This window comes from Azospirillum sp. Marseille-Q6669 (assembly GCF_965111635.1).
The window spans coordinates 838,269-863,466 of record NZ_CBCOOP010000003.1 but is presented as its reverse complement, the minus strand read 5'-3'; the positions used below and the strand labels follow the sequence as shown (position 1 = coordinate 863,466).

Sequence of the window (25,198 nt, the reverse complement as noted above, 5' to 3'; positions counted from 1 at the left end):
TCCCTGGCGGAGCCGCCCTTTCGCGTTTCTGACCCATCAGTTCGGCCGCTGGCCGGAACCCTCAGTCGGCCAGCGCACCGCCATGGATCTGCGGGTGTTCCAGCCGCGCATGGGCGGAGGCGACCAGCCTCAACGTTTCCATGATCGTTCCGATCGCCTCGTTCAGGTCGGCCCGGCCAGCGGGCATCGGCATTCCCGACAGGACCGATTCCAGGTCGTCGGCGGCGTCCTGAAGAAGGACGCAGGCCTCCTCCAACTGACGTTTGACCATTACGCCGTTTGCAGGATGCGACGAAGGCGCCTTGTGCATATTGCGATAGGCATTTTGATTTGCAGTTTGCAGCGAAGACCCGCGCCGCCCCTTCTGAAATCCCGTGATGAAGCCGAACATGGGCCCTCTCCCTTCCGTGTCGGAGGGTATAGAGCAAAAGCCGCGCCAATTTCGAAACATCGGCCGAAGGGATCACTCCCTGGGCCAAAGCCACGCCGCGCCGCGCATACCGCTTTCGGCGCCATGGCGCGCCCGGAGGAAGCGGGTGCGGGGGGCCGGACTCAGCGCCCAGCGTCCCCACCGGGCCGGCACGGCCTCGAACAGCCCCGGCAGCTCCGACAGGCCGCCGCCGACCACCACCACGTCGGGGTCCAGCAGATTGATGACGGCGGCCAGCGCGCGGGCCAGCGCGTCGGCATGGCGGTCCAGCGTCGCCCGCGCCGGCGCGTCGCCGGCCGCGGCGCGGGCGGCGACCTCCGGCGGAGTTAGCGTCTCCCCCGTCCGCCAGAGATGCAGGCGCGCCAGACCGGCGCCGCACAGCAGCGTCTCGATGCAGCCCTCCCGCCCGCAGCCGCAGGGCACGGGCGGGCCGTCCTCCGCCACCCGCCAGGGCAGCGGGTTGTGCCCCCACTCTCCGGCGAGCGCGTTGGCGCCGGGCAGGATGCGACGGTCCGCGACGATCCCGCCGCCGACCCCGGTGCCCAGGATGATCCCGAAGACCAGGGGCGCCCCGGCCGCGGCGCCGTCCATCGCCTCCGACAGGACGAAGGCGTTGGCGTCGTTGGCGATGCGCACCGGACGGTCCAGCGCCCGCGCCAGATCGGCGGCGAAGGGTCGCCCGTCCAGCCAGGGCAGGTTGACCGCGCGCACGGTGCCCGCGGCGCCGTCGACGATTCCCGGCAGGCACAGGCCGACCGTGGCGTCCCGGCAGCCCGCCCCCTCCTCCAGCGCCGCCACGGTGCCGGCCAGCGCCTGCAGCGTCTCCGCATAGCCGCGCGGCGTGTCGGCGCGGTGCCGCGCCCGCTCCGTCCCGTCGGGTGCCAGGAGGATGGCGGCGATCTTGGTGCCGCCCAGATCAACGCCGATTCGCATCGGACCCATGCCCATGACGGACTCCCAGCGCGGGTGGACAGTGAAGGGGGTGGAAAAAGCAGTCCCCCCTATAGCGCAGCGCTCCGCCCGAATCAGCCATCCCGACGCGTGCCTCCTCCATAAGAGGTGGCGGTCCCGTCCCTTTGCACCGTCGCAGGACGACGGCGGACCACTAGAGTCAGGAGTGTAACGTCCCATCAATTGGATTGCGCGCGCCCCCATGGACCGTTCCGCTCCGAAAGCCACGCCATCCTCGAATCGCTCTGCGGCGAAGGCGAAGCCCCAACCCCAGGCCGCCGGCCTGCGCCCCGACCAGACGGAGGTCTTCGACGGCCTTCTCCTGGCCCTGCTGGCGCGCAAGCGGCTGCTGGTGCTGGTCGGCGAGGCCGGGTCCGGACGGGCCGCGGTCTTCCACCAACTCGTCGAGCAGGTCGGCTCCGACGGGGCGCTGGTTCTTCCGGTCGCCGCCAGCGCCGGGGCGCAGGTGGAGGATCTGGTGTCCGCCGCCGGCGACGCCGCCCTGCCCTCCGACAGCGACGACCGCGATTTCGACACGCTGATCGAGGAGTTGGAGGAGCGGCTCGACCTCGCCGGCACCGGCCTGCTGGCAGTGGAGAACGCGGGAGTCCTGGCCGCCCCGACGCTGGCCGACCTGATCGACCTCACCCGCTCCGAGACGCCGAGCGGGCGTTTCCTCCAGGTTCTTCTCTGCGGCACGCCGGAGATGGAACGGACCCTGGCCCGCCCCGGACTGGCCGAGGCGGTGCGCGAACTCGGCGTGATCTACCGCATGACGCCCGGCGCCGGCCCGTCCGTCGCCCCTGCCGCCGGGCCGGTGGCTGCGCCGCCGCGCGCCGCGCCGCCGCCGCCGCGCCGCGCCGCGGAGCGCGACGCCAACGACTGGCCGGCCAACGATTGGGACGCGCCGGACGGCTGGACGATCCCGGAAACCGGTGCCCCGGTCGCCGATCTGCCCGCCAAGCGCCCGCGCCGCCGTGCCGCGCTGGCCGGAGCTGCGATCACCACGCTGATCCTGCTGGGCGCCGCTGGAGCCGGCGTCGCCCTGACCGTTCCCGGGGCGACGCCCGAACGGGCGCTCGATTACGCCCGGCAGGGCTGGCAGGACATCCGCAGCTTCGTGACGGAGCGGGTGCACAACCCATTCGCCGACGAGCCCAGCCTGGGCAGCCGCGGCCCCGACACGCTGGCGATTGCCCGGCCGCAGAACCCCTACCTCGCCTCCCTCCCTGCCGAGGCGGGTGTGCCGGTGGCGGGTGTGCCGGTGGCGGGTCCGGCGCCGACCAGGGCCGACGCTCCGCCGCCCGCCGCGCGCACCATGAACGCCACGCCGGCCCCGAACCCGACGCCGACCCAAGCGCCGGCCCCGGCCCCGACCCCGACCCCGACCATCGCGGCGAAGCCGGAGCAGCCGGCCGTCGCACCGGCGGCCCAGGCGCCGAAGCCGCCGGTGCCGGTGCCGGTGCCGGTGCCGGTGCCGGTGGCCGATCCACTGGCCACGGAGACCGCCCAACCGCCCAAGCCGCGGGCGACGGAATACCGCACGGAGCAGAGCGAAGGCCCGACCGGTTCCGCCACCCTGCCGCCGCTGGTCGATGAGCCGGCGCCCCAGATGGCCGCCCCGGCGATGCCCCAGCCCGCGCCCCCCACGGCGTCCACGCCCTTCTCGGCCAGCGACAATGGCCTGAACCCACGCGTCCGCACCCTGGTCGATCAGGCCCGCCGGCAGATCGCCGCCAAGCTCCTGACCACCCCGCCGAACAACAACGCCTACGAGACGGTGTCGCGCCTGCGTGAGATCGCTCCGGCGACGCCGGAGATCCAGGAGCTTCTGACGACCATGGAGGAGACCTACCGCCGCTGGGCCTCGCTGGCGGAGCGCGACGGCAATTGGGACGAGGCGCGGCGCTTCTACGAGCGCGCCCTGATCGTCGCCCCCAGCACCGGCGATCTGCGCGACCGCATCAAGGCGGCCGGTGAAGGGCGCGTGCTTCCCGCCACCACCGCCTCCGTAGGAGCCGCCGCCGCGTCCGGCACCCCGTCGGCGCCCCCGGCCAACGCGGAGGTCCGGCCCGGACTGGACAGCCGTGACGGCGCCATCGCCCTGATGCACCGCACCGACGAGCTGAAGCGCGCGCTGGACGGCGGCGCCGATCCCAACAAGCGGGTGGACAACGGCAAGACCTTGCTGATGCTGGCCTCCGAGCAGGGGCTGACCGACGCGGTGCGACTGCTGATCGACCGCCGGGCCAAGACGGAGCTGCGCACCGCCGACGGCGCCACCGCGGTGATGTACGCCGCCTGGGGCGGGCACGAGGCGGTGATCCACGCACTGGCCGCCGCCGGCGCCGAACTCGACGCCACCAACGATGACGGCAAGACCGCCCTGATGGCCGCCGCCGCCCGAGGCCATGAAGGGGTGGTGAGGATCCTGGTCGACCGTGGCGTGTCGGTGGACCGGGTGGCCAGCCACGGCTGGTCGGCCCTGATGTACGCCGCCAACAACGGCCACGACCGCGTAGCCCGGATGCTGGTGGAGCGCGGCGCCAACCCATTCCGCATGGACACCGCCGGCAACTCCGCCCTCACCCTCGGCGCGCTGCAGGGCCACATGCAGGTGGTCGAGGCGCTGAAGCCGCACTGAGCGGCAAGCCAAGCAAAAAAGGACGGCGGGCGCCCCCAGGGACGCCCGCCGTTTTCGCATGTCGATCCTGCCCAACCCCCGGACGTTCAGGCGGCTTTGATCTCCGCCAGGAAGCTCTCGATCTCCTTGCGCAGCGTTTCCGACTGACGGGCCAGTTCGCCCGATGCGCTCATCACCTGACCGGCCGCGGCACCCGTTTCGCCCGCAGCCATCGTGACCTCTGTGATGCTGCCCGAAACCTGATGGGTGCCCGCTGCGGCCTCCTGGACGTTGCGGGAGATCTCGTTGGTCGCGGCGCCCTGCTCCTCGATGGCCGCGGCGATGGCGGTGGAGATGTCGTTGATCTGGCCGATGATGCCGCCGATGGCCGAGATGTCGCGCACCGCGCCGTCGGTCGCGCCCTGGATGGCAGCGATCTGGGCGGCGATCTCGTCGGTGGCCTTGGCGGTTTGGGAGGCCAGATGCTTCACCTCGCCGGCGACGACGGCGAAGCCCTTGCCGGCCTCGCCCGCGCGGGCCGCCTCGATGGTGGCGTTGAGCGCCAGCAGGTTGGTCTGGCTGGCGATGTTGGTGATGAGACTGACCACCTCGCCGATCTTCTGCGCGGCCTCGACCAGACCGCGCACCGTCTCGTTGGTGCGGGTCGCCTGCTCCACCGCCTGTCCGGCGATCTGCGAGGAGCGCGACACCTGCGTCGCGATCTCGCGGATGGAGCTGGCCATCTCCTCGGTGGCCGAGGCGACGGTCTGGACGTTGGCGCTGGTCTGCTCCGCCGCCGCCTGGACGGTGGTCGCCTGGATGTTTGTCCGCTCGGCCATGGAGGTCATGCTGTGGGCGGTGGCGTCCAGCTCCGAGGCTGCGGCGGCCACCGTGCGAAGGGAGGCCGCGGAGGAGTCCCCGAAGCGGTTCACCAGCCGCTCCACGGCTTCCGACCGGCGCTGCTTGGTCGCCTGTTCCGCCGCCTGGGCGGCGGCCAGCCGGTCCGCCTCGATCAGGCCGTCCTTGAAGACTTGCACCGCGCGGGCCATGGCGCCCAACTCGTCCTTGCGCTGCGCGCCGTCCACGGCGACCGTCAGCTCACGTCCCGCCAGCCGGTTCATCACCCCGGTGAGCTGCTGGATCGGCTTGGAGACGCCGGCGATGATCAGCAGCCCCATCATGGCGCCGAGGAGGGTCACGACGGAGATCGCGACGATGAGCAGGGTCTTGCTCGACCCGTAGGTCGCCTCGCCCCGGTCGGCGGCGATCCGACCGTTGCGGATGTTGAATTCGGACAGTTCACGCATGAGCGCCTGGGCCTTGCGGAACTCGGCGCGCGATTCGCCTTTGTAGAGTGCGGTCGCCTCGTTGTTGCGATTGCCCCGGGACAACGGAAGCAATTTTCGCTGGCTCAGTTCCTGGTAACGCTCCCAATGGCCCATGAGCTTCTGGAACGTTTCGGTCTCGTAGCCGGGGGTCAGCATGGATTCATATTTGCGAACCGCGTCCTGGAAGTTCTCCAGGGTCGCCGCCATGGTCTTCTCCTCCTCGGCCTGCTGGGCAGGCTCGATGGATAGAATGTGCGCGGACTCCAGAATCCGGTAGAACTCGAAATAATCGGTCATCCGGGCAATCTCGCCGACGCTCGGCAACCAGTTGTCGCGGATGTCCTTCCCCGCGTCATTCACCGTCGAAATGCGGTCTATGCTGAAAAGACCCAATGCGATGATAAACATGACGAGTATGGAAAACGAAGACACGATCTTCGCTTTTATCGTGACGTTCGATAGAACAGACATGCGACATTCCCTCCACGAATTCCCGAGCAAACCAGCGCGCCACCTTGTGCATAACTTGAATTTTTCATTGTCTGCAACGCGTTTCTAAGGGATTCTCCGACTACGACACACGCGATACCGACAGGGTTTCAGATTATGCAAGAGTTTCCCCAAAACAGGAGCGGAAAGCTCACACGCTTGACGTCGACAACGGGTTCATGATTCCTTTTAATCTAGGCGACAGGACCTTTTGACATTCTACGCCGCGTGCCGATGCCAACCGGTACTGCACTCGCCTCACTGTTTATCTCACATCATAAGTAAACTAGCTATTAAAGCGTTACGAACGCTAAAAACTTTTTTCTTTTTATTTATTGCATTGATGGTTTTGTAAAGTTTCTCACTTGAGAAACGTTTGTTTCGCGAGAGAATCACAGAACTCCAGCGAAGGCCGAAGGCGCAAAAAAAGCCCGCGGCCGCATTATGCACAGCCGCGGGCTGAACCACGAAAACTTGCGGTCCGGGACGGATCAGAGAGCGGCGAAGCGCGCCAGCATGGCCGCATGCGAGCGGATGCCGTTGTGCAGGCACTTCACCTCGAACTTCTCGTTGGGCGAATGGATACGGTCATCCTCCAGCCCGAAGCCGACGAAGATCGAATCGAAGCCCAGCGCCTGCCGGATGTAGCCTCCGACCGGGATCGAGCCGCCGCTGCCGACCAGCGCCGGCCTGTTGGCGAAGACGTCGCCCAGCCCCGCCATGGCGGCGCGCAGATAGGGGCTGTCGGTCGGCACCTGGACCCCCGGCGAACGACCGAACACCTTGATCTCCCAGCGCCCGTCGGCCGGTGTGCGCTCCTCCAGGAAGCTGCGGATGCCGGACAGAATCTTTTCCGGGTCCTGAGCGGGCACGAGGCGGCAGGACAGCTTGGCCGACGCCTTGGACGCGATGACCGTCTTGGACCCCTCGCCGGTGTAGCCGCCCCAGATGCCGTTGATGTCGCAGGTCGGGCGCGACCACAATCGCTCCAGCGCGCTGCGCCCGGCCTCGCCCACCGGGGTCTTCAGCCCGACGCCGGCCAGGAATGCCCCCTCGTCGAAGCCGAGGTCGCGCCACATCCCCTTTTCCTCGTCCGTCGGCTCGGCCACGTCGTCGTAGAAGCCGGGGAAGCGGACGCGGCCGTCCTCGTCGTGGATCTGGCCCAGGATGCGGGTCAGCGCGTTGATCGGGTTCAGCACCGCCCCGCCGAACATGCCGGAATGCAGGTCGTGGCTCGGCCCATGCAGCGTCGCCTCGACGTAGAGCAGGCCCCTCAGCCGGGTGGTGATGGCCGGCGTGTCGATGTTCCAGGCGTTGGTGTCGGTGATGACGCAGACGTCGGCCTTCAGCTCCTCCGCGTTGGCCTTCAGGAAGGGCAGCAGGTTCGGGCTGCCGGTCTCCTCCTCGCCCTCCAGCAGGACAGTCACGCGGATGGGCAGCGTGCCGTGCACGGCATGCCAAGCGCGGAACGCCTCGATGAAGGTCATCACCTGACCCTTGTCGTCCACCGCGCCGCGGGCGACGATGCGGCGGCCATGCTCGGCCTCGACGATGGCCGGCTCGAAGGGCGGGCTGTTCCACAGCTCCAGCGGCTCCGCCGGCTGCACGTCGTAATGGCCGTAATAGAGGATGTGCGGCACATCCGCGCCGCCCGGACCCGGATGGTGGGCGACGACCGCGGGATGGCCGGCCGTCTCGCGCACGGAGGCGTCGAAGCCCAGCCCGCTCAGTTCGCGCACCAGCCAGTCCGCGGCGCGGCGCACGTCGCCCTTGTAGGCCGGGTCGGTGCTGACGCTGGGGATGCGCAGCAGGTCGCAGAGGCGGCCAAGGGAGTCTTCGAAACTGCGGTCAACCTGCTGGAGAACGGGGTCGGCTGACAGGACGCTCGACATTCGGAACTGCCTTCGGTGTGAATGACTGGCACCGATGGTAGCGCATCGCGGTTCCGCGCCAAGCTCCACAAAGCGCAGGGGTGCCATCCTCGCGAAAGCGGCGTTCCCGGTTCCCGCCACGGGAAGCACAGGATGGCGGGACCGCGGCTCCGCCTTCGCGAGGATGCCCTGGACGCCGGCGTGTCAGACGGTCAGGTACCGCCGGACCTCGCTCTCCTCCAGCCCGTCGCGGCTGCCCGCCAGCATGACCTCGCCGCGTTCCATCACCGCCCAGTCGTCGGCCAGATCGCGGGCGAACTCGAAATACTGCTCGACCAGCAGGATCGCCATCGTGCCCTTGTCGCGCAGGTAGGCGATGGCCCGCCCGATGTCCTTGATGATGGAGGGCTGGATGCCCTCGGTCGGCTCGTCCAGCACCAGCAGCCGGGGCCGCGTCACCAGTGCCCGCCCGATGGCGAGCTGCTGCTGCTGACCGCCCGACAGGTCGCCGCCGCGGCGGTCCAGCATGGACTTCAGCACCGGGAACAGCTCGAACACCTCGTCGGGGATGGAGCGGTCGGCGCGCTTCAGCGGCGCATAGCCAGTCAGCAGGTTTTCCCGCACCGTCAGCAGCGGGAAGATCTCGCGCCCCTGCGGGACATAGGCGATGCCACGCCGCGCCCGCTCCGACGGGGCGAGCTTGGTGATGTCGCCGCCGTCCCAGGCGATGGTTCCGCCGGTCACCGGCTTCAACCCGACGATGGCGCGCAGCAGCGAGGATTTGCCGACGCCGTTGCGCCCCAGCAGGCAGGTGACCTTCCCCACCTCCGCCGTCAGCGACACGCCGCGCAGCGCCTGCGCCGCGCCGTAATGGAGATCGACAGACCGTACGTCGAGCATGCTTGCTTTCTCCTGAATCCCTTCTCCCCTCCGGGGAGAAGGTTAGGATGAGGGGGCGGCCGCAGGCCGGAAACGCTCTGCAATGAGGCTGCGTTTCCGCCCTTCAGGCGCCCCCTCACCCCGACCCTCTCCCCAAAGGGGAGAGGGGAATGTGGTTCGGTCACCGACCCAGATAGACGTCGATGACCTGCTTGTTGGCGCTCACCGTGTCGAGCGAGCCTTCGGCCAGCACCGAACCCTCGTGCAGGACCGTGACCTTCACGCCCAGTTCACGGACGAAGACCATGTCATGCTCCACGACGATCACCGAATGCTTGCCGGCGATGTCCTTCAGCAGATGGGCGGTCTGTTCCGTCTCCGCGTCGGTCATGCCGGCCACCGGCTCGTCGACCAGCAGCAGTTTCGGGTCCTGCGCCAGCAGCATGCCGATCTCCAGCCACTGCTTCTCGCCGTGCGACAGGCTGCCCGCCGGGCGGTCGCGCCGCGGCGACAGGCGGGTGATGTCGAGGATCTCCTCGATCCGCGCCCGGTCTTCCCGTGTGGCCGAATAGGTCAGCGTCTTCAGCGGGCGGCGCGGCGCCTTGAGCGACAGTTCCAGATTGTCCCAGACCGTGTGCATCTCGAACACGGTGGGGCGCTGGAACTTGCGGCCGATGCCCAGGTTGGCGATGGCCGGCTCGCGCAGGCTGGTCAGGTCGGTGCGGCCCTCGAACAGGATGGTGCCAGTATCGGGGCGGGTCTTGCCGGTGATGACGTCCATCATGGTCGTCTTGCCGGCGCCGTTCGGCCCGATGATCGCCCGCATCTCGCCCGGTTCGATGACCAGCGACAGGCTGTTCAGCGCGCGGAACCCGTCGAAGCTGACCGACACGCCGTCCAGATACAGCAGGGTGTCTTCCGTGCTCATGTCTCTCAGACTCCCTTCTGGTCCGCCGGCTTGGCGGTGACCGTGGCGCGCGCCGGCAGCCGGTCGCGGAGCTGCGCCGCCAGACCCAGGATGCCCTTGGGCAGGAACAGCGTGACCAGCACGAACAGGCCGCCCAGCGCGAACAGCCACAACTCCGGCAGCGCCGCCGTGAAGTAGCTCTTTCCGAAATTCACCAGCACCGCGCCCAGCACCGGCCCGGCCAGCGTGCCGCGCCCGCCGACGGCGACCCAGATCACCGCCTCGATGCTGCTGGCGGGGGAGAATTCCGACGGGGTGATGATGCCCACCTGCGGCACGTAGAGCGCGCCCGCCACGCCGGCCATACAGGCCGACAGCGTCCAGGCGAACAGCTTGTAGCGATCGGTCTCGTAGCCCAGGAAGCGCACCCGGCTCTCGGCGTCGCGCACGGCGATCAGCACCTTGCCCAGCTTGGACGCCACCACGGCCGACGCCAGGATGTAGCCGGCCGCCAGCGCCACCACCGTCGCCACGAACAGCCCGACGCGGGTCGAGGCGGCCTGGACGTCGAAACCCAGGATCTCCTTGAAGTCGGTCAGGCCGTTGTTGCCGCCGAGCCCCATGTCGTTGCGGAAGAAGGCCAGCATCAGCGCGAAGGTCATCGCCTGCGTGATGATCGACAGATAGACGCCGGTGACGCGCGAGCGGAAGGCGAACCAGCCGAAGGCGAAGGCGAGCAGGCCCGGCACCAGCATCACCATGATCGCGGCGAACCAGAACTGGTCGAAGCCGTGCCAGTACCAGGGCAGCTCCGTCCAGTTCAGGAAGACCATGAAATCCGGCAGGTCGGCGTTGCCGTAGACCCCGCGCGAGCCGATCTGCCGCATCAGATACATGCCCATGGCGTAGCCGCCGAGCGTGAAGAAGGCGGCGTGGCCCAGCGACAGGATGCCGACGAAGCCCCAGACGAGGTCGAGCGACAGCGCCAGCAGGGCGAAGCACAGATACTTGCCGAGCAGCGCCACCGTGTGGGTGGACAGGTGCCAGGGCGAATCCGGGGCCGTCCCCAGCGCCATCACCGGCACCGCCACGGCCAGCACCGCCAGGACGGTCAGCAGCACGCCGGCCTTCTTGTCCAGGCCCATCAGGAAGAAACGGGTCAGCATCGGATCAGGCCTCCACCGCCCGGCCCTTCAGCGCGAACAGGCCGCGCGGACGCCGTTGGATGAACAGGATGATGAAGATCAGCACCAGGATCTTGCCCAGCACCGCGCCCGCGTAGGGCTCCAGGAACTTGTTGACGCCGCCGAGCGCCAGCGCGCCGACCAGCGTGCCCCACAGGTTGCCGACGCCGCCGAACACCACGACCATGAAGCTGTCGATGATGTAGCCCTGGCCCAGGTTGGGGCTGACGTTGTCGATCTGGCTCAGCGCCACCCCGGCCAGCCCGGCGATGCCGGAGCCGAGCCCGAAGGTCAGCGCGTCCACCCGCGCGGTGCGGATGCCCATGGCGTTCGCCATGCTGCGGTTCTGGGTGACGGCGCGGATGCTCAGCCCGAACCACGTCTTGCGCAGCGCCACCAGCAGCGCGCCGAAAACGAGGAAGGCGAAGACGACGATCCACAGACGCCCGTAGGTGATGGTCAGCCCGCCCAGCTCGAAGGCGCCGGACATCCAGGACGGGGCGCCGACCTCGCGGTTCGTCGGCCCGAAGATGGAGCGCACCGCCTGCTGAAGCGCCAGCGACAGGCCCCAGGTCGCCAGCAGCGTTTCCAGCGGGCGCCCGTAGAGCCAGCGGATCACGCTGCGCTCGATGGCGACGCCGACCGCGCCGGAGACCAGGAAGGCGACGGGCAGCGCCACCAGGATGGAGAAATCGAACAGGCCCGGCGCCCACTGGCGGAAGGCCTCCTGCACCAGGAAGGTGGCATAGGCGCCGATCATCACCATCTCGCCATGCGCCATGTTGATGACGCCCATGACGCCGAAGGTGACGGCCAACCCGATCGCCGCCAGCAGCAGCACCGAGCCAAGCGACAGGCCGTACCACAGGTTCTGGGCGGCGCCCCACAGAGCGAGCCGCTGCTCGACGGACGCGATGGCCTTCGTCGCGGCGTCCTTCACCGCGTCGCTTCCGGTGTTGGCAGCGCCGTTCAGCAGGGCCCGCGCGTCCTGGTCGCCGCGCTCCTGAAGCACCGCGACGGCGGCGATCTTGTCGGCGTCGGGCGCGTCCCCGGCCAGCAGGACGGAGGCCCGCGCCTGGGTCATCGCGCGGCGGACGCGCTCGTCGGTTTCCTTGGCCAGCGCCGTGTTCAGCGCGTCCAGCGCGTTGGCGTCGCGGCTCTTGAACACCGCCTCGGCGGCCTGCCGCCGCGTGCCGGCGTCGGGGCTCATCAGGGTGAGCGCGCCGAGCGTCGCGCTGATCGTGCGACGCAAAGCGTTGTTGATGCGGATCTTCTCGACCGCGTTGCGGTCCGCCTCACCCAACGCGGCGCCGGTCAGCGGATCGGTCAGTGCGTAACCGCCGCCGGCGCGTTTGGCGACGACCACGGCGCCGTCCGCCTTGCGGACGTGCAGGTCGCCGGCCTGTAGGGCCTCGATCACCGGCACAACGGCGGGATCGCCGGTTTCGGCTAGCCCGGCGAGGGCCTTTTCGGTCTCGGCGTAGTTGCCGGCGCCCAGGCCACGGACCAGCGGGGCCAGATCGGCGGCAAAAGCGGCGGGTGCGGCCAGCGCCAGAAACGCGGCCAGCAGCCAGCAGAATGCGCGGTGCATCGCGGTTCCTGTGATGTGTCGGAAGGCAATTTTTCGAGAAGGGCGTTGCCCCCACCCCGGCCCTCCCCTGCTTCGCAGGGGAGGGAGAATGATCCCCTGCGTCAGCGGGGGAGGGTTAGGGAGGGGGCATCACGCAGACAGTTACCGAAAGACGTTCAGGCAGTCCTCACGACCCCTTGCCGCCGCACTTGCCGGTCTTCACGTTGAAGTTGCCGCAGGACATCGGGGCGCGCCAATCGGAGATCAGGTCCTTGCTGTCCGGCAGGAAGTCCGACCACTCGTCGCCGACCACGAGGCCCGGCGTCTTGGAGACGGTCTCGAACTGGCCGTTCTCCTGCACCTCGCCGATCAGCACCGGCTTGGTGATGTGGTGGTTCGGCAGCATGGCCGAGTAGCCGCCGGTCAGGTTCGGGACGGACACGCCGACGAGGCTGTCGATCACCGCGTTGCTGTCGGTGGTGCCGGCCTTCTCGACCGCCTTCACCCACATGTTGAAGCCGATGTAGTGGGCTTCCATCGGGTCGTTGGTGACGCGCTTGTCGTTCTTGGTGAAGGCCTGCCACTTCTTGATGAAGTCGCTGTTCTCCGGAGTGTCCACCGACATGAAGTAGTTCCAGGCGGCGAGATGGCCGACCAGCGGCTTCGTGTCGATGCCGGCCAGTTCCTCCTCACCCACGGAGAAGGCGACCACCGGGATGTCCTGCGCCTTGACGCCCTGGTTGCCCAGCTCCTTGTAGAAGGGGACGTTGGCGTCGCCGTTGATGGTCGAGACCACTGCGGTCTTCTTGCCGGCAGAGCCGAACTTCTTGATGTCGGCGACGATGTTCTGCCAGTCGGAATGGCCGAACGGGGTGTAGTTGATCATGATGTCCTCGGACTTCACGCCCTTGGACTTCAGGTAGGTTTCCAGGATCTTGTTGGTCGTGCGTGGGTAGACGTAGTCGGTGCCGGCCAGCACCCAGCGCTGCACGCCTTCCGTCGCCGCCAGATAGTCGACGGCGGGGATCGCCTGCTGGTTCGGAGCGGCGCCGGTGTAGAAGACGTTGCGCGAGGACTCCTCGCCTTCATACTGCACCGGGTAGAACAGGATGCTGTTCAGCTCCTCGAACACCGGCAGGACGGACTTGCGGCTGACCGAGGTCCAGCAGCCGAACACTGCGGCCACCTTGTCCTTGCTGACCAGCTCGCGCGCCTTTTCGGCGAACAGAGGCCAGTTGGAGGCGGGATCGACGACGACCGGCTCCAGCTTCTTGCCGAGAACGCCGCCCTTCTTGTTCTGCTCTTCGATGAGCATCAGCATGACGTCCTTCAGCGTGGTCTCGCTGATCGCCATGGTGCCCGACAGGGAATGGAGGATGCCGACCTTGATGGTGTCCTGGGCCGACGCCGGGGCGGCGAAGCCCGCGGCGAACGTGACGGCAAGGCCGGCGGCAGCCGCAAGGGTGCGACCGGTCTTGAAGCCCGACTGGAACCCCGTCTTGAACATTGTGAATACCCCCCGTTCTTTGGTCTGGCGCCCGCCTCAGGCGCCCGGGGGTGTCCTTCGCAAATGTGATGCCACAACGGGTTTTCAGGAAGGCGGGTCAGGGAATCCGCAGCGATTTACAGCCCAGCATTCGATTACGAATTATGCATGTCACTCTTTTATGATCAAATTTTACTCATTTCCGCCAGAATGACTGCTTTTTAGGCGCCGCTTCACACCGAAGACCGATGCCGTTCGACACAGACCGACAGCACCTCATCCAAAGGTCGTGCCCACCACCGGCGCGAGAATATTTCGACCTCGGAATAGCCTTGGAATCCAACGGCTTCCACCCAGCCACGGATCATTGGGATGTCGATCATTCCATCGCCCATCATGCCGCGATCCTCCAGCAGGTCGGCGGTCGGCACCAGCCAATCGCACACATGGAAGGCACACAGGCGATTCCGGCCCGCCCGGCGGATCTGCGCCTCCAGCTCCGGGTCCCACCAGACGTGGTAGACGTCCAACGCCACGCCCAGCGCTCCGGTTCCCTGCGGGTCCAGCCGGTCGCAGAGGTCGAGCGCGTGGCGCATCGTGTTCACGCAGGCGCGGTCGGCGGCGTACATGGGGTGCAGCGGCTCGATGGCGAGCGGGATCCCGGCGCCGCGGGCGTGGTCCAGCAACTCGGCAATGCCGTCCTCGACCTGGGCGCGGGCCAGCGCGATGTCCTTGGACGGCGGGGAGCCGGGGCGGGAGAATTGCGGCAGCCCGCCGACCACCAGCACAAGGCAGGGAGCGCCCAGCGCCACCGCCTCGTCCACCGCGCGGCGGTTGTCGTCGCGCACCTCGGCCCGGCGGTCGGGATCGGCGGGGAACATGCCGCCGCGGCAATAGCCGGACAGCTCCAGACCCAACTCACTCACCGCCCGGACGGCGCGGTCCAGCCCCACCGCGGCCACCTGATCCCGCCAGGGGGAGACGGCGCGGATGCCGTGGCGGGCGCAGGCGTCGAAGATCTGCAGCAGGTCGCCCTGCTTGCGCACCGTGGCCGTGTTGATGGACAGCCAGCGATGATCGCCGGAGAAGTCGCGCATGATCTGGAATCTCCTATCATTCTTGTCCCCTCTCCCCTCTGGGGAGAGGGTCAGGGTGAGGGGGTCCCTCAATGCCTGAGCGTCCGGTCCCCCGAAAACCCTCTCACCCGGCGCCTTCGGCGCCACCCTCTCCCCAGAGGGGAGAGGGAGTTATCCTCACACCGCTTCAATGCCGCGGACGGCCAGGACGTCGGCCATGCGCCACACCGCCTCTTCCGGGTCGCGCAGCAGCCCGGCCTTGTCGGCCAGCCGGAAAATCTCGGCCAGATGCAGGGTGGAGCGCGTGCCCTCCTGCCCGCCGATCATCGTGAAATGGTCCTGGTGGCCGTTCAGGTAGGCCATGAAGACCACCCCGGTCTTGTAGAAGCGGGTCGGCGCCTTGAAGATGTGGCGGGACAGCGGGACGGTCGGCTCCAGAATTTCGTGGAAGCGCCCCTCCTCGCCCGCCGCCAGCTCGGCCAAGGCCGCCGCCGCCGCCGGGGCAATGGCGTCGAAGATGCCCAGCAGAGCGTCGGAATGGCCCTCCGCGTCGCCGGCGATCAGCTCCGCGTAGTTGAAGTCGTCGCCGGTGTACATGCGCACGCCGGGGGCCAGACGGCGGCGCATGACGATCTCCTTGTCCTTGTCGAGCAGGGAGACCTTCACCCCGTCGACCTTGGCCGCGAAGTCGTTGATGATGCCGACCGCCGTGTCGACCGCCACCGGGAAATCGTCCGTCCCCCAATAGCCGGCCAGCGCCGGATCGAACATGTCGCCCAGCCAGTGAAGGATCACCGGGCTGCGCACCTGGGAAAGGATGCGGCTGTAGACGCGGACGTAATCCTCCGGCCCCTTGGCCACGCGGGCGAGCGCGCGCGACGCCATCAGGATCACCCGCCCGCCGAGGTCCTCGACCGCGGCGACCTGCGTCTCGTAGGCGCGGATCACGTCGTCGAGGGACCGAGCGTCCTCCGGCGCCAGATGGTCGGTGCCCGCCCCGCAGGCGATCAGCGCGTTGCCGCGCGCCTTCGCCGCGGTCAGGGAGCGCCGGATCAGCTCCAGCGAGGCGTTCCAGTCCAGCCCCATGCCGCGCTGCGCGGTGTCCATCGCCTCGGCCACGCCGAAGCCGAGGTCCCACAAATGCTCGCGGAAGGCGATGGTGCGGTCCCAGTCGATGGCCGGAGTTAGCCAGGGGTCGTTGTCGGCCAGCGGGTCGGCCACCATGTGGGCGGCGGCGTAGGCCACGCGGTTCAGCGGTCGGTCGGTGCGGGCGGGGAAGCCCCGCGCGGGGGCGACCTCGTAGCTTTCCAGCGAGCGGTCGGCGCGCGGCAGCTTGATGGTCAATGCCATGGACAAGGCCCTCCGGTCAGGCGGTCAGCGAGGGAACGTCGACCCAGCGGCGCTCCTTCCAGCTCTTCAGCGCGGCCTCGACGAGTTGGACGCCCTTGGCGCCCTCGATCAGGCCGTGGTCGAAGGGGGCGTCCTCGACGACGTGGCGGATGAAGGATTCCCACTGCGTCTTGAAGCCGTTGTCGGTCGGCTGGTTGTCGGGCACCGGCTGCCACGTCGCGTAAAAGTCCATGGTCTGCTTCTGGTCCGGGTTCCACACCGGGCGCGGCGTGCCCTGGCGCGGCTGGATCACGCAGTCGCTCAGACCCGCGACGGCCGAGCCGTGGGTGCCGTCCACCTGGAAGGTCACCAGATCGTCGCGGTAGACGCGCGTCGCCCAGGAGGAGTTGATGTGGGCGATGACGCCGCCCTCCAGCTCGAAGGTGGCGTAGGCGGCGTCGTCGGCGGTGGCCTGATAGCGCTTGCCCTGCTCGTCCCAGCGCTCCGGGATGTGGATGGCGCCGAGGCAGGAGACGCTCTTCACCTGCCCGAACAGGTTGTCGAGCACGTAGCGCCAGTGGCAGACCATGTCGAGGATGATGCCGCCGCCGTCCTCCTCCCGGTAGTTCCAGGAGGGGCGCTGCGCCGGCTGCCAGTCGCCCTCGAACACCCAATAGCCGAACTCGCCGCGCACCGAGAGGATCTTCCCGAAGAAGCCGCTGTCGCGCAGCATCTTCAGCTTCTGCAGGCCGGGCAGGAACAGCTTGTCCTGCACGGTGCCGTTCTTCACCCCGGCCTCCTCGGCCAGCCGGACGACGCGCAGCGCCTCCTCCAGGTTGGTGGCGATGGGCTTCTCGCAATAGACGTGCTTGCCGGCGCGGATCGCCGCCTCCAGCAGCGTCGGGCGCATCTGGGTGGTGCCGGCGTCGAAGAAAATCGTGTCGTCGGGGTTCGCCAGGGCCGCGTCCAGATTGTCGGTCCAGCGCTCCACGCCATGGCGCTGGGCCAGTTCGCGGATCTTCTCGGCGTTGCGCCCGACCAGGATGGGGTCCGGCATGACGCGGGACCCGTCGGACAGCGTGACGCCGCCTTGCGCCCGGATGGCGAGGATTGACCGGATCAGGTGCTGGTTCATGCCCATGCGGCCGGTCACGCCATGCATGATGATACCAAGGCGCTTCGTGCTCATGTCGGGGACTCCCTAGGGGATTATTCGTTCTGCAGGGGGGACAGGCGGTCCCACCGGGGCTGCGCCGCGCTGGCGAAGCCGGGGACGGCCAGGGTTTCGGTCGGCAGGCTGCCGCCCGCCGTGGCGAGGCGGACGATGCCGTCCCGCCGGGTGTAGAAGCCGGGATGCGCGTCGAGGAAGGCGTCGGCCTCCGGCGCTCCGTCGAAGCCGTTTCCGTACTGGTGGCCGTTGCGCTCCGCGTCGGCGATGCCGAGCAGCGCGACCAGGGCCGTGTCCTGCTGCACCGCCAGCCCGGCCTGACAGGTCAGGTCCTCCGCGGCGATGAAGTGCGGCGCGCCCCAAGCGGCGCAGCGCGCCCGGTTGAGGACGGCCTTGTAGAGGCCCTTGCAGGACTTGGACGACACGCCGCGGTAACCGGCGGCGCGGGCGCGCGGGAAGGCGTCGTAGCCGTCGTCGGACTCGTCGATGATGAAGGGAATGCGCTCCGCCACCGCGCCCAGCGGCGCCTCCAGAGCGCGCTCCCGCGCCACCGGCTGCTCGATGTAGAGAAGGCGCCCGCGGAAGCCGGCCAGCGCCGGCTCGCGCTCCAGCCCGTCCAGGAAGGCGGCGAGCGCGGAGGCATCCGCGTATTGCTCGTTGCCGTCCAGCGTGGCGCGGTAGTCGCCCGCCGCCGCGTCCAGAACGCCGGCGATCTCGGCCAGTCGTGCCAGATCGGCGGACGGATCGCCGCCCAGCTTGATCTTGAAGCGGCCCAGCCGCTCCCGCGCCAGCAGGGCGCGCAGCGCCTCCGGCTCGTCCAGCAGCCCGACCGTGTGGCGGAGCGCCACGGACGTCCGCGGCTCCAGCCCGGCGAGGAAGCCGTCAAGGTCGAAGCCCGCGAGATCCGGCGTCAGCCGCGCGTCGATCCCGGCGCGGTTCGCCCGCATGCCGGTGAAAAAATCCGTATTCAGAACCCGCAGCAGCCCGTCCAGCACCGCCTTGTCGATCAGCGCCGGCCCGTAGGCGGCGGTCAGGTCGGGCAGCCCGGCGGCGCGGCAGACCGCCCGCTGCGTCCCGTATGCCGCCGCGTGATGGCCGAAGGCGGTGTCCGTGCGATCCGTCCCGTAGGCGTCGCGGGCGAGGCGCAGGGAGCGGCGCAGGCCGTTCACCGTCTCGTCCGGGCTGCGGTCCGGGCGTTTGTCAAACCACTTCGGCATCATCATCTCGGCGGTGCCGCCCCACGCCTCGCCGACGCCGTCCACATGGACCAAAGCGCGGACGAAGGCCTGGGGAGCCGCCTCCACCGTCACGCTGCCGAAGCGGAAGGGCTTCACGAAGCGGACGGGGCGTTCATACAGGTTGATGGCGCGGATGGTGAGGAGGGGTGCATTGCCCCCACCCTTCCCACGGCTCTGCCGTGGGCCCCTTCCCTCCCCCGCTGACGCAGGGGAGGGAGTTGATTCCCCTCCCCTGCGAAGCGGGGGAGGATCAGGGAGGGGGCAAGACTCGTCCATCTCCTCACGCCCCCTCAGTCCAGATGCCCTTGGGCGTTGAAATGCGCCCGGATGCGCTGGGTCAGCTCGATAAAGACCGGGTGGCCCATGACATCCAGCGAGCGCGGGCGGGGCAGCGGCACCTCGTAGGTCGCGGCGATAGCGCCGGGACGCTCCGACATCACCATCACCCGGTCGGCCAGGAACACCGCCTCGGGGATCGAGTGGGTGATCAGCAGCACCGTCTTGCCCGTCTCGTGCTGGATGCGTTGCAGTTCGACGTTCATCTTCTCCCGCGTCATGGCGTCGAGCGCGCCGAACGGCTCGTCCATCAGCAGGATCTTCGGGTCGTGGACCAGCGCCCGGCAGAGCGAGGCGCGCTGCTGCATGCCGCCGGAGAGCTGCCAGGGGTACTTGCTCTCAAACCCCTCCAGCCCCGTCATGCGGATCAGCGCGCGGGCGCGCTCCAAATACTTATCGCGCGGCAGGCCGCGGACCTCCACCGGCATCATGATGTTGCGCAGCACCGTCCGCCAGGCGAGCAGCACCGGGCTCTGGAACACGATGCCGACGTCGTCGTGCGGCTCGGTCACCGTGGTGCCTTCGATGGTGATGGCGCCCTCGCTGACCGGCAGCAGGCCGGCGACCAGCTTCAGCAGCGTGGACTTGCCGCAGCCGGACGGGCCGACCACCACCAGGAACTCGCCGTCCCGCACGTCGAAGGTGATCGGGCGCAGGGACGGCACCTCCCCGTCGCGGGTGCGGTAGGTCTTGGTCACGCCGTCGATCTGGATCAGGGTCTTCTGCGACAGGCGGGCCGTTTCGGCCGATCCGACGACTTTCAACTGGGGCTGAGCCATGTCCCTGCTCTCCTGTCCGTCCGGCCTCACTGGCCCGCCGCGGCGGGATCGGGGAGGAAGTCGCGGGTGTAGAAGGCCTTCGGGTTCTTCTTCGCCGCGGCGTCCAGACCGCCGTATTCGACCAGCAGGTCCACGGTCTCGGCCATGTTGGCGTCGGTGACGCGGAAGGGCCGCTGCCCCTTGGTCTCCGCCGTGCGGTAGAGCGGCGTGGTGAGTTCAAAGCCCTCCAGCAGGGTGGCTTCCTGGCCGCCCTTGGGGTTGGCCTTGAGGATGGCGGCCACGGCCTCCTTCGGGTTCTTCTCCGCCCCTTCGACCGCCTTGGTCGTCGCGGCCATGAAGCGCTTCACGAGGTCGGGCTTGTCCTTCAGCGTCTCGGTGTGGGCGATGATGCCGGAGGAGACCATGTTGACGCCGTAGTCGGCGAAGCGGATCGGCGTCACCGACTTGCCGGTGGCGTCCTTGATCTTCATGCTCTGGTCCATGACGTAGCCCAGAAGCAGGTCGGCCTGCCCGTTGATGACGGCGTTCAGCTTGGTCTGGGCGTCGCCCGACACGACGCGGAAGTCACTCTCCTTCAGCCCGGTCTTCTTCAGGAACAGCGGCCAGATCTGGGACATGCTGTCGCCCGGCGTCATGGCGACGGTCTTGCCCTTGATGTCCTCGGGCTTGCGGATGTTCTTGTCGGTGAAGCCCATGGCCGACATCGGGCTGGTCTGGAGCAGCACGCCGGGCGAGGTGACCGGGGCGCCCTTCACCGCCGCCTTCATCATGGTCGGCACGTCGACGTAGCCGAAATCAACGGTCTTCGCGGCCACCGCCTGGGTCGTCACCGCCGACCCGCGGCCTTCCTGGATCTCCAGGTCGATGCCCTCGGCCTCGTACAGGCCCTTGTCCTTGCCGTAGTAGAAGGGGGCGTGCTCGCCATACACGTACCAGTTCAGCATCAGCACGACCTTGTCCGCGGCCTGGGCCGGAAGCGTTGTGGCCGTGAGGGCGCAGAGCGCCGCGAAGAGCGTCCGTTTCATCTCGTCTCCTCCCGAAGTGTGTCCGGCGTCGCTGTTGGTTTTGTTGTTGGCGTTACGACGTCGGGATGTAGTTGTGGCGTTGGCTCGCGTGCCAGGGGATGGCGAGCCGCTCGATCACGTCGATGACCCAGAAAAGCACCACCCCGATCAGCGCCAGCACCACCAGGGCCGCGAACATCAGGGGAAGTTCGAAATTGCCGATGGAGCGCTGCAGGACGAAGCCGATGCCGGAATTCGCCCCAACGAACTCGCCCACCACGGCGCCCACCACGGCCAGCGTGATCGACACCTTCAGGCCGGCGAAGATGGCCGGCATGGCGTGCGGCAGGCTGACCATGCGGAAGGTCTGAAGGCGCGTCGCCTTCATGGACTTAGCGAGGTCCATCATGTCGCTGTCCACCGACTTGAAGCCCTGCACCGCCGACACGACGATGGGGAAGAAAGCCAGCAGGAAGGCGGAAATCACCTTGGGCAGCAGCCCGAAGCCGAACCACACCACGAACAGCGGCGCGATGGCGACCTTCGGGATCGACTGCGAGAAGACCAGCAGCGGGTAGACGTAGGATTCCACCGTCTTCGACCCGGCGATCAGCATGGCGATGGGAATGCCGAACAGCACCGACAGGGCGAAGCCGCCCAAGGTCGCCAGCGTGGTCGGCACCGACGCCGCCAGAAGCTGGTCCCAGTCCGAGGCGAGCGCCAAGGCCACGTCGCCCGGTTTCGGTATCAGATAGGGCGGGATCGCGAAGATCCGCACCGACAGGTCCCACAGGACGGTCAGGACCACCAGGAACAGCACCGGCCGGAACCAGCCGGAATTGAGCAGACGCAGCAGCGTGGCACCCGCCCCGCCCCGTCGCGCCGCCGTTCCCGAAGCGGAACCGCCACGGGATGCATTCCCGTGAGCCGCCGCATCGACAGCCATCGCTCCTCCTCCCCCGGTCGTTGCGGCGCCGACGTGAGGCGCTCTTTTAACCGGCTGGTTAAAAGTAAGCCCGGCGCGGCAAAGCGGTCAACCCTGCCAAAGAGGTAGGACGGATGGTCAGGTATGCGGATTATTCATGATGAAACCACCAGCAGATTCACGCCCGCAGCGACGACAGGATCAGCTCCACCATATGGTCCAGCCGCTCCGCCTTGGCCTCCTCGGCCAGCAGGTCGCGACCGAAGATGACCGATAGGGTGTGGACGTTGGACAGGTAGAAGTAGGACTGCCCGGCGATGGAAATGTAGAGCTGCACCGGGTCCACCCCCGCCCGGAAGATCCCGGTGGCGACGCCGCGCTTCAGCACGTCGGCGATCATCTGCACGAAGGGCGAATGCATGGCGTGCACCTTGTCGGAGGTCTTCAGCAACTCCGCCCGGTGCAGGTTCTCGATGTTCAGCAGCGCCATGAACTCGGGATGGTCGAGGAAATATTGCCATGTGAAATGGATCAGCCGGGCGATGGCGGCGGGCGGGTCCAGCGTCTCCAGGCTCAGCGTGCGTTCGGTGGCGCGGATGTGCGCGTAGGCGCCCTCCAGCACCGCCAGATACAGGCTCTCCTTGTTGCCGACATGGTAGTAGAGCATGCGCTTGTTGGTGCCGGCGACCTCGGCGATCCGCTCCACGCGGGCGCCACCCAGCCCGTGGCGCGCGAACTCCTCCGTCGCGGCGGCGAGGATGCGCGCGCGGGTGCCCTCCGGGTCACGGGTGACCTTCGCAGCTTTGGCCGGCTTGGCTGCGGAAAGGCTCTTCTTCGGGTCTGTCAGCGTGTCCATCCAGGCCGGTCCTCGCATGGCGCGGCCGGAGGGCGAGCCGCAATGCGTTCCAATGTGGGGCATATCAGCCGAAACGGAAAGACGCGTTCCCTCTCCCGACAGGCTCATCGCCTATCAAGTCCCCTCTCCCCTCCGGGGAGAGAGTTAGGGTGAGGGGGGTGCGCTGTCATCGGACGTGTCGCCAAAGCACATCCCCCTCACCGGCCCTACGGGCCACCCTCTCCCCAGAGGGGAGAGGGCTATAAGGCCAAGGGAATTCAACGGCTCAGCAGCGTCGCGCCGCGCCAGATGCCGGGCTGCATCGAGCCGGCGGAGTCGATGGCCGCGCCCGGACCGTCCTGGATGCCGCCGCGGAACTGACCGACATGACGGGTGCCGCCGCGCATCGACAGTTCGCCCGGCCCAGCCGGAAGCCGGTCCACCACCACGCCGTTGAACCGCTCTCCGTTGGTGAAGGCCAGTTCGCCGTGACCGTCGACGCGGCCCTGGCGCACCTCGCCCGCGTAGGAATCGCCGTTGGCGAAGCGGTAGACGCCCGGCCCGTTCGGCACGGCGTTCACGAACGTCCCCTCGAAGCGGTCGCCGGATGGGAAGCCCAGGACGCCGTAGCCGGACATCTGGTCGTTCTTCCACTCCCCCTCATAGACCTGACCGTTGGCGAAGCGGTAGACGCCGACGCCGTTCCGGCTGATCGTCCCCTGGAGGGAAAAGTTGCCCAGCCCGCGGTTCCACGCCCCCTCGTAGACATCGCCGTTGGGGAAGCGGTGCACCCCGAAGCCCGACTCCCCTCCGCGGGCCTGACCGGCGGCGCGGCGGGCGGCGGCCTGGGCCTCGCGCGCCTTCGCCTCCGCCCCGCGCCCGGCGGTGGCCGAACGGGCGGCACGGGCGGCGGCGTTGCGGCCCGCCTGCACGGCGTCGCGGTAGGGTTCGGCCAGCCCGGCGAGGACCGGGTCCGCCCCGGAGGCGGAGCGCCCCGCGGCGCTCTCCCCGCTGCTGTCCGGAAGGGCGGCCAGCCGCGTCGGACCGGTCGTTCCGGACAGCGCGCCGGCCACCGGATCGACGTCGTTGCGGACCACCGTCGGCGGCGGGTAGGCGCTGGGCGCCGCTCCACCCGCCCCACCGCCCATGGACACCGCCTCGCCCGACCGGCCGGCCAGTGTCCCGGTGGTGATGTAGCCCTCCTGCCCCGACGAATCCCGCACCAGCACCCATCCGGAATCGGGCGCCGCCTGGAGCAGCGTCACCCGCTGCCCCTGCTCCAGATCGCGCAGGCTGCGGGCGCCCAGCACCGGGCGGGCGAACAGGTTGGCGTCGCGCGCCACCGTGTAGACGCCGGGCGCCAAAGCCGCCGGCTGAGGTTGTTGCGGCGGCTGGGCGGAGGCGACCGGTACCTCCTCCGGCTTGGCGAGGTTGCTGGCGAAGGCGAAACCGGTCTTCCCGTCCTGCTCGACGCGCAGCCAGCCGCCGTTGCGGCGGGTCCGCCCGGTGACCGCGACCTCGCTGTCGTGACGCAGCGTGCCGACGACCGCCGCCTTGGTGTCGGGACCGGCGCGCAGGTTGGTGTCGCGCGTCACCACCCGCTTCTCGTTCAGCGGGTCCACCTCCACCTCGGCGACCGCCGGGGCGGCGGGCTTTTCCTCCGCCTTCTGTGGCAGCGGCTTGGGTTCGATTGGCTTGGATTCGATTGGCTTGGATTCGGCCGGCTTCGCTTCGGGGGCCGTCGCCACCACGGCGGGCGGCGCCTCCTCCGTTCGGGCGACGACGGGGGCGGACGGCGCGCGCGGGCCGGGCACCAGCACGAGATCCGTGCCCAGCCGGTCCTGCAGCCAGGGGTGCTGCGTTCCGCGGGTGCGTCCGACGACGGTGCGGGCGACCTCGGCCAACGCGTCGCGCAGCGGCACGCCCGGCTTGACCATCTCCTGCGCCAAGGCGGTCGAGAAGGCGTCGGCCCCCTTGCCGGACGGCGTGGCGGGCGGCGTGCCGGGCCGGTGCGAATAGACGACGAACAGGTTGTCGAGCGCCGCCGGGGCTGCCAGCGCCGGTTTCACGGAGCGCCCCTCCTCGCCCATCGCCGACGCCAGCTTGTCGGCCAGCGGGTGGGCGGGCACCGGGTCGAACACGGCGACGGCCTTGCGCCCGCTGCGCTGGATCTCCTTCAGCGCATAGTCCAGCTCGATGGTGTCGAAGATCACGTCGTATTCCGAACCGGGCTTGGCATCCACCGGGACCAGGAAGCCCTTGGCCGACAGGCTCAGCGCCACGCCGGAATAATAGAGGAAGCCCAGGTCGGCCTGCCCCAGCGCGTCCTGGAACCGGCTCAGCGCCGCGACCATGCCGCGATGGTCGAGGTTCTCGGCGGCGGTGACGGTGAAGCCGGCGCGGCGCAGCGCGTCGGCGACGACCGCCGTGTTGGCGCCCACCCCGGCGGCCGGGCCGCCCTCCTGGTACTGCGCGTTGCCGATCACCAGCGCGACGCGCTTGTCGTCGGCGAACGCCAGGGGGGCAAAGGCAACGTTCGCCGTCACCAGAACCAGCGCAACAGTCCAAACGGCGCTCCGGGGCCAGCGCAACACGTCGATACCCTCCACCTGATTTTCTCTTTGACCACCCCTTTAGGGAGTCTTAGGCAGCGGCGGCTGTAATGATTTTGGTCGAAGGCCCGCCGGCCTCCCGTGAGCGGGCCGTCCGGTTCACGGATCGCCAAGCCTTTGAACGGTCAAGTCTAGCGCACCGGTCCGGCGCCCTTTTCTGCAATTTCGGGGGCGCCGC

19 protein-coding genes are annotated in these 25,198 nt (G+C 68.7%); 1 reads left to right on the top strand and 18 read right to left on the bottom strand.

Annotated features, from left to right (window positions below; translation table 11 throughout):
• Positions 1-61: 61 nt before the first annotated feature.
• Together ACWPXE_RS21335 and ACWPXE_RS21330 are read right to left on the bottom strand one after the other, a co-directional pair.
• Entirely contained in the window at positions 62-391 is a 330-nt protein-coding gene (locus tag ACWPXE_RS21335) for a hypothetical protein (RefSeq protein WP_129557155.1), read from the bottom strand.
• Positions 392-463: 72 nt separating this feature from the next.
• Positions 464-1,378, bottom strand: a complete 915-nt coding sequence (locus ACWPXE_RS21330; protein WP_454019373.1) for an ROK family protein — start codon at positions 1,376-1,378, stop codon at positions 464-466.
• Positions 1,379-1,583: 205 nt separating this feature from the next.
• Here ACWPXE_RS21330 and ACWPXE_RS21325 point away from each other — a divergent pair, with 205 nt between their 5' ends.
• Positions 1,584-4,025, top strand: a complete 2,442-nt coding sequence (locus tag ACWPXE_RS21325) for an ankyrin repeat domain-containing protein (protein ID WP_454019372.1) — start codon at positions 1,584-1,586, stop codon at positions 4,023-4,025.
• Between the two features lie 86 nt (positions 4,026-4,111).
• Here ACWPXE_RS21325 and ACWPXE_RS21320 read toward each other — a convergent pair whose 3' ends face one another.
• From ACWPXE_RS21320 to ACWPXE_RS21245, 16 genes are all read right to left on the bottom strand, one after another.
• Positions 4,112-5,803 (bottom strand): methyl-accepting chemotaxis protein, encoded by a 1,692-nt coding sequence (locus tag ACWPXE_RS21320; protein ID WP_454019371.1) that lies wholly within the window; start codon positions 5,801-5,803, stop codon positions 4,112-4,114.
• Positions 5,804-6,312: 509 nt separating this feature from the next.
• On the bottom strand, positions 6,313-7,713 hold the full coding sequence (locus ACWPXE_RS21315) for a dipeptidase (RefSeq protein WP_454019370.1): 1,401 nt from the start codon (positions 7,711-7,713) through the stop codon (positions 6,313-6,315).
• Between the two features lie 183 nt (positions 7,714-7,896).
• Positions 7,897-8,592 (bottom strand): urea ABC transporter ATP-binding subunit UrtE, encoded by a 696-nt coding sequence (gene urtE / locus ACWPXE_RS21310; protein WP_014241091.1) that lies wholly within the window; start codon positions 8,590-8,592, stop codon positions 7,897-7,899.
• A 160-nt stretch (positions 8,593-8,752) separates the two neighbouring features.
• Positions 8,753-9,499, bottom strand: coding sequence for an urea ABC transporter ATP-binding protein UrtD (gene urtD, locus ACWPXE_RS21305; RefSeq protein ID WP_035675131.1), 747 nt, complete (start codon positions 9,497-9,499; stop codon positions 8,753-8,755).
• Between the two features lie 5 nt (positions 9,500-9,504).
• Positions 9,505-10,644, bottom strand: a complete 1,140-nt coding sequence (urtC, locus tag ACWPXE_RS21300) for an urea ABC transporter permease subunit UrtC (RefSeq protein ID WP_454019369.1) — start codon at positions 10,642-10,644, stop codon at positions 9,505-9,507.
• Between the two features lie 4 nt (positions 10,645-10,648).
• On the bottom strand, positions 10,649-12,253 hold the full coding sequence (urtB, locus tag ACWPXE_RS21295) for an urea ABC transporter permease subunit UrtB (protein ID WP_454019368.1): 1,605 nt from the start codon (positions 12,251-12,253) through the stop codon (positions 10,649-10,651).
• A gap of 166 nt (positions 12,254-12,419) precedes the next feature.
• Positions 12,420-13,739, bottom strand: coding sequence for an urea ABC transporter substrate-binding protein (gene urtA, locus ACWPXE_RS21290; RefSeq protein WP_237903147.1), 1,320 nt, complete (start codon positions 13,737-13,739; stop codon positions 12,420-12,422).
• A 212-nt stretch (positions 13,740-13,951) separates the two neighbouring features.
• Positions 13,952-14,815, bottom strand: coding sequence for a sugar phosphate isomerase/epimerase family protein (locus ACWPXE_RS21285; protein WP_454019367.1), 864 nt, complete (start codon positions 14,813-14,815; stop codon positions 13,952-13,954).
• Positions 14,816-14,971: 156 nt separating this feature from the next.
• Positions 14,972-16,144, bottom strand: a complete 1,173-nt coding sequence (locus ACWPXE_RS21280; protein ID WP_454019366.1) for a dihydrodipicolinate synthase family protein — start codon at positions 16,142-16,144, stop codon at positions 14,972-14,974.
• 16 nt (positions 16,145-16,160) lie between these two features.
• Complete coding sequence (locus tag ACWPXE_RS21275) at positions 16,161-17,312, bottom strand: Gfo/Idh/MocA family protein (RefSeq protein WP_038526728.1); 1,152 nt, start codon at positions 17,310-17,312, stop codon at positions 16,161-16,163.
• Positions 17,313-17,332: 20 nt separating this feature from the next.
• Positions 17,333-18,625, bottom strand: a complete 1,293-nt coding sequence (locus tag ACWPXE_RS21270) for a hypothetical protein (protein ID WP_454019365.1) — start codon at positions 18,623-18,625, stop codon at positions 17,333-17,335.
• A 194-nt stretch (positions 18,626-18,819) separates the two neighbouring features.
• Entirely contained in the window at positions 18,820-19,644 is an 825-nt protein-coding gene (locus ACWPXE_RS21265) for an ABC transporter ATP-binding protein (protein ID WP_454019364.1), read from the bottom strand.
• A 26-nt stretch (positions 19,645-19,670) separates the two neighbouring features.
• A complete protein-coding gene (locus ACWPXE_RS21260; RefSeq protein ID WP_149163148.1) occupies positions 19,671-20,669 on the bottom strand; it encodes an ABC transporter substrate-binding protein in 999 nt (332 codons plus the stop codon).
• 52 nt (positions 20,670-20,721) lie between these two features.
• Positions 20,722-21,594: an ABC transporter permease gene (locus ACWPXE_RS21255; protein WP_454019363.1), complete on the bottom strand. Its 873-nt coding sequence runs from the start codon at positions 21,592-21,594 to the stop codon at positions 20,722-20,724.
• Positions 21,595-21,751: 157 nt separating this feature from the next.
• Positions 21,752-22,429 (bottom strand): TetR family transcriptional regulator, encoded by a 678-nt coding sequence (locus ACWPXE_RS21250; protein WP_454019362.1) that lies wholly within the window; start codon positions 22,427-22,429, stop codon positions 21,752-21,754.
• A gap of 257 nt (positions 22,430-22,686) precedes the next feature.
• Complete coding sequence (locus ACWPXE_RS21245) at positions 22,687-24,954, bottom strand: SH3 domain-containing protein (protein ID WP_454019361.1); 2,268 nt, start codon at positions 24,952-24,954, stop codon at positions 22,687-22,689.
• Positions 24,955-25,198: the final 244 nt, after the last annotated feature.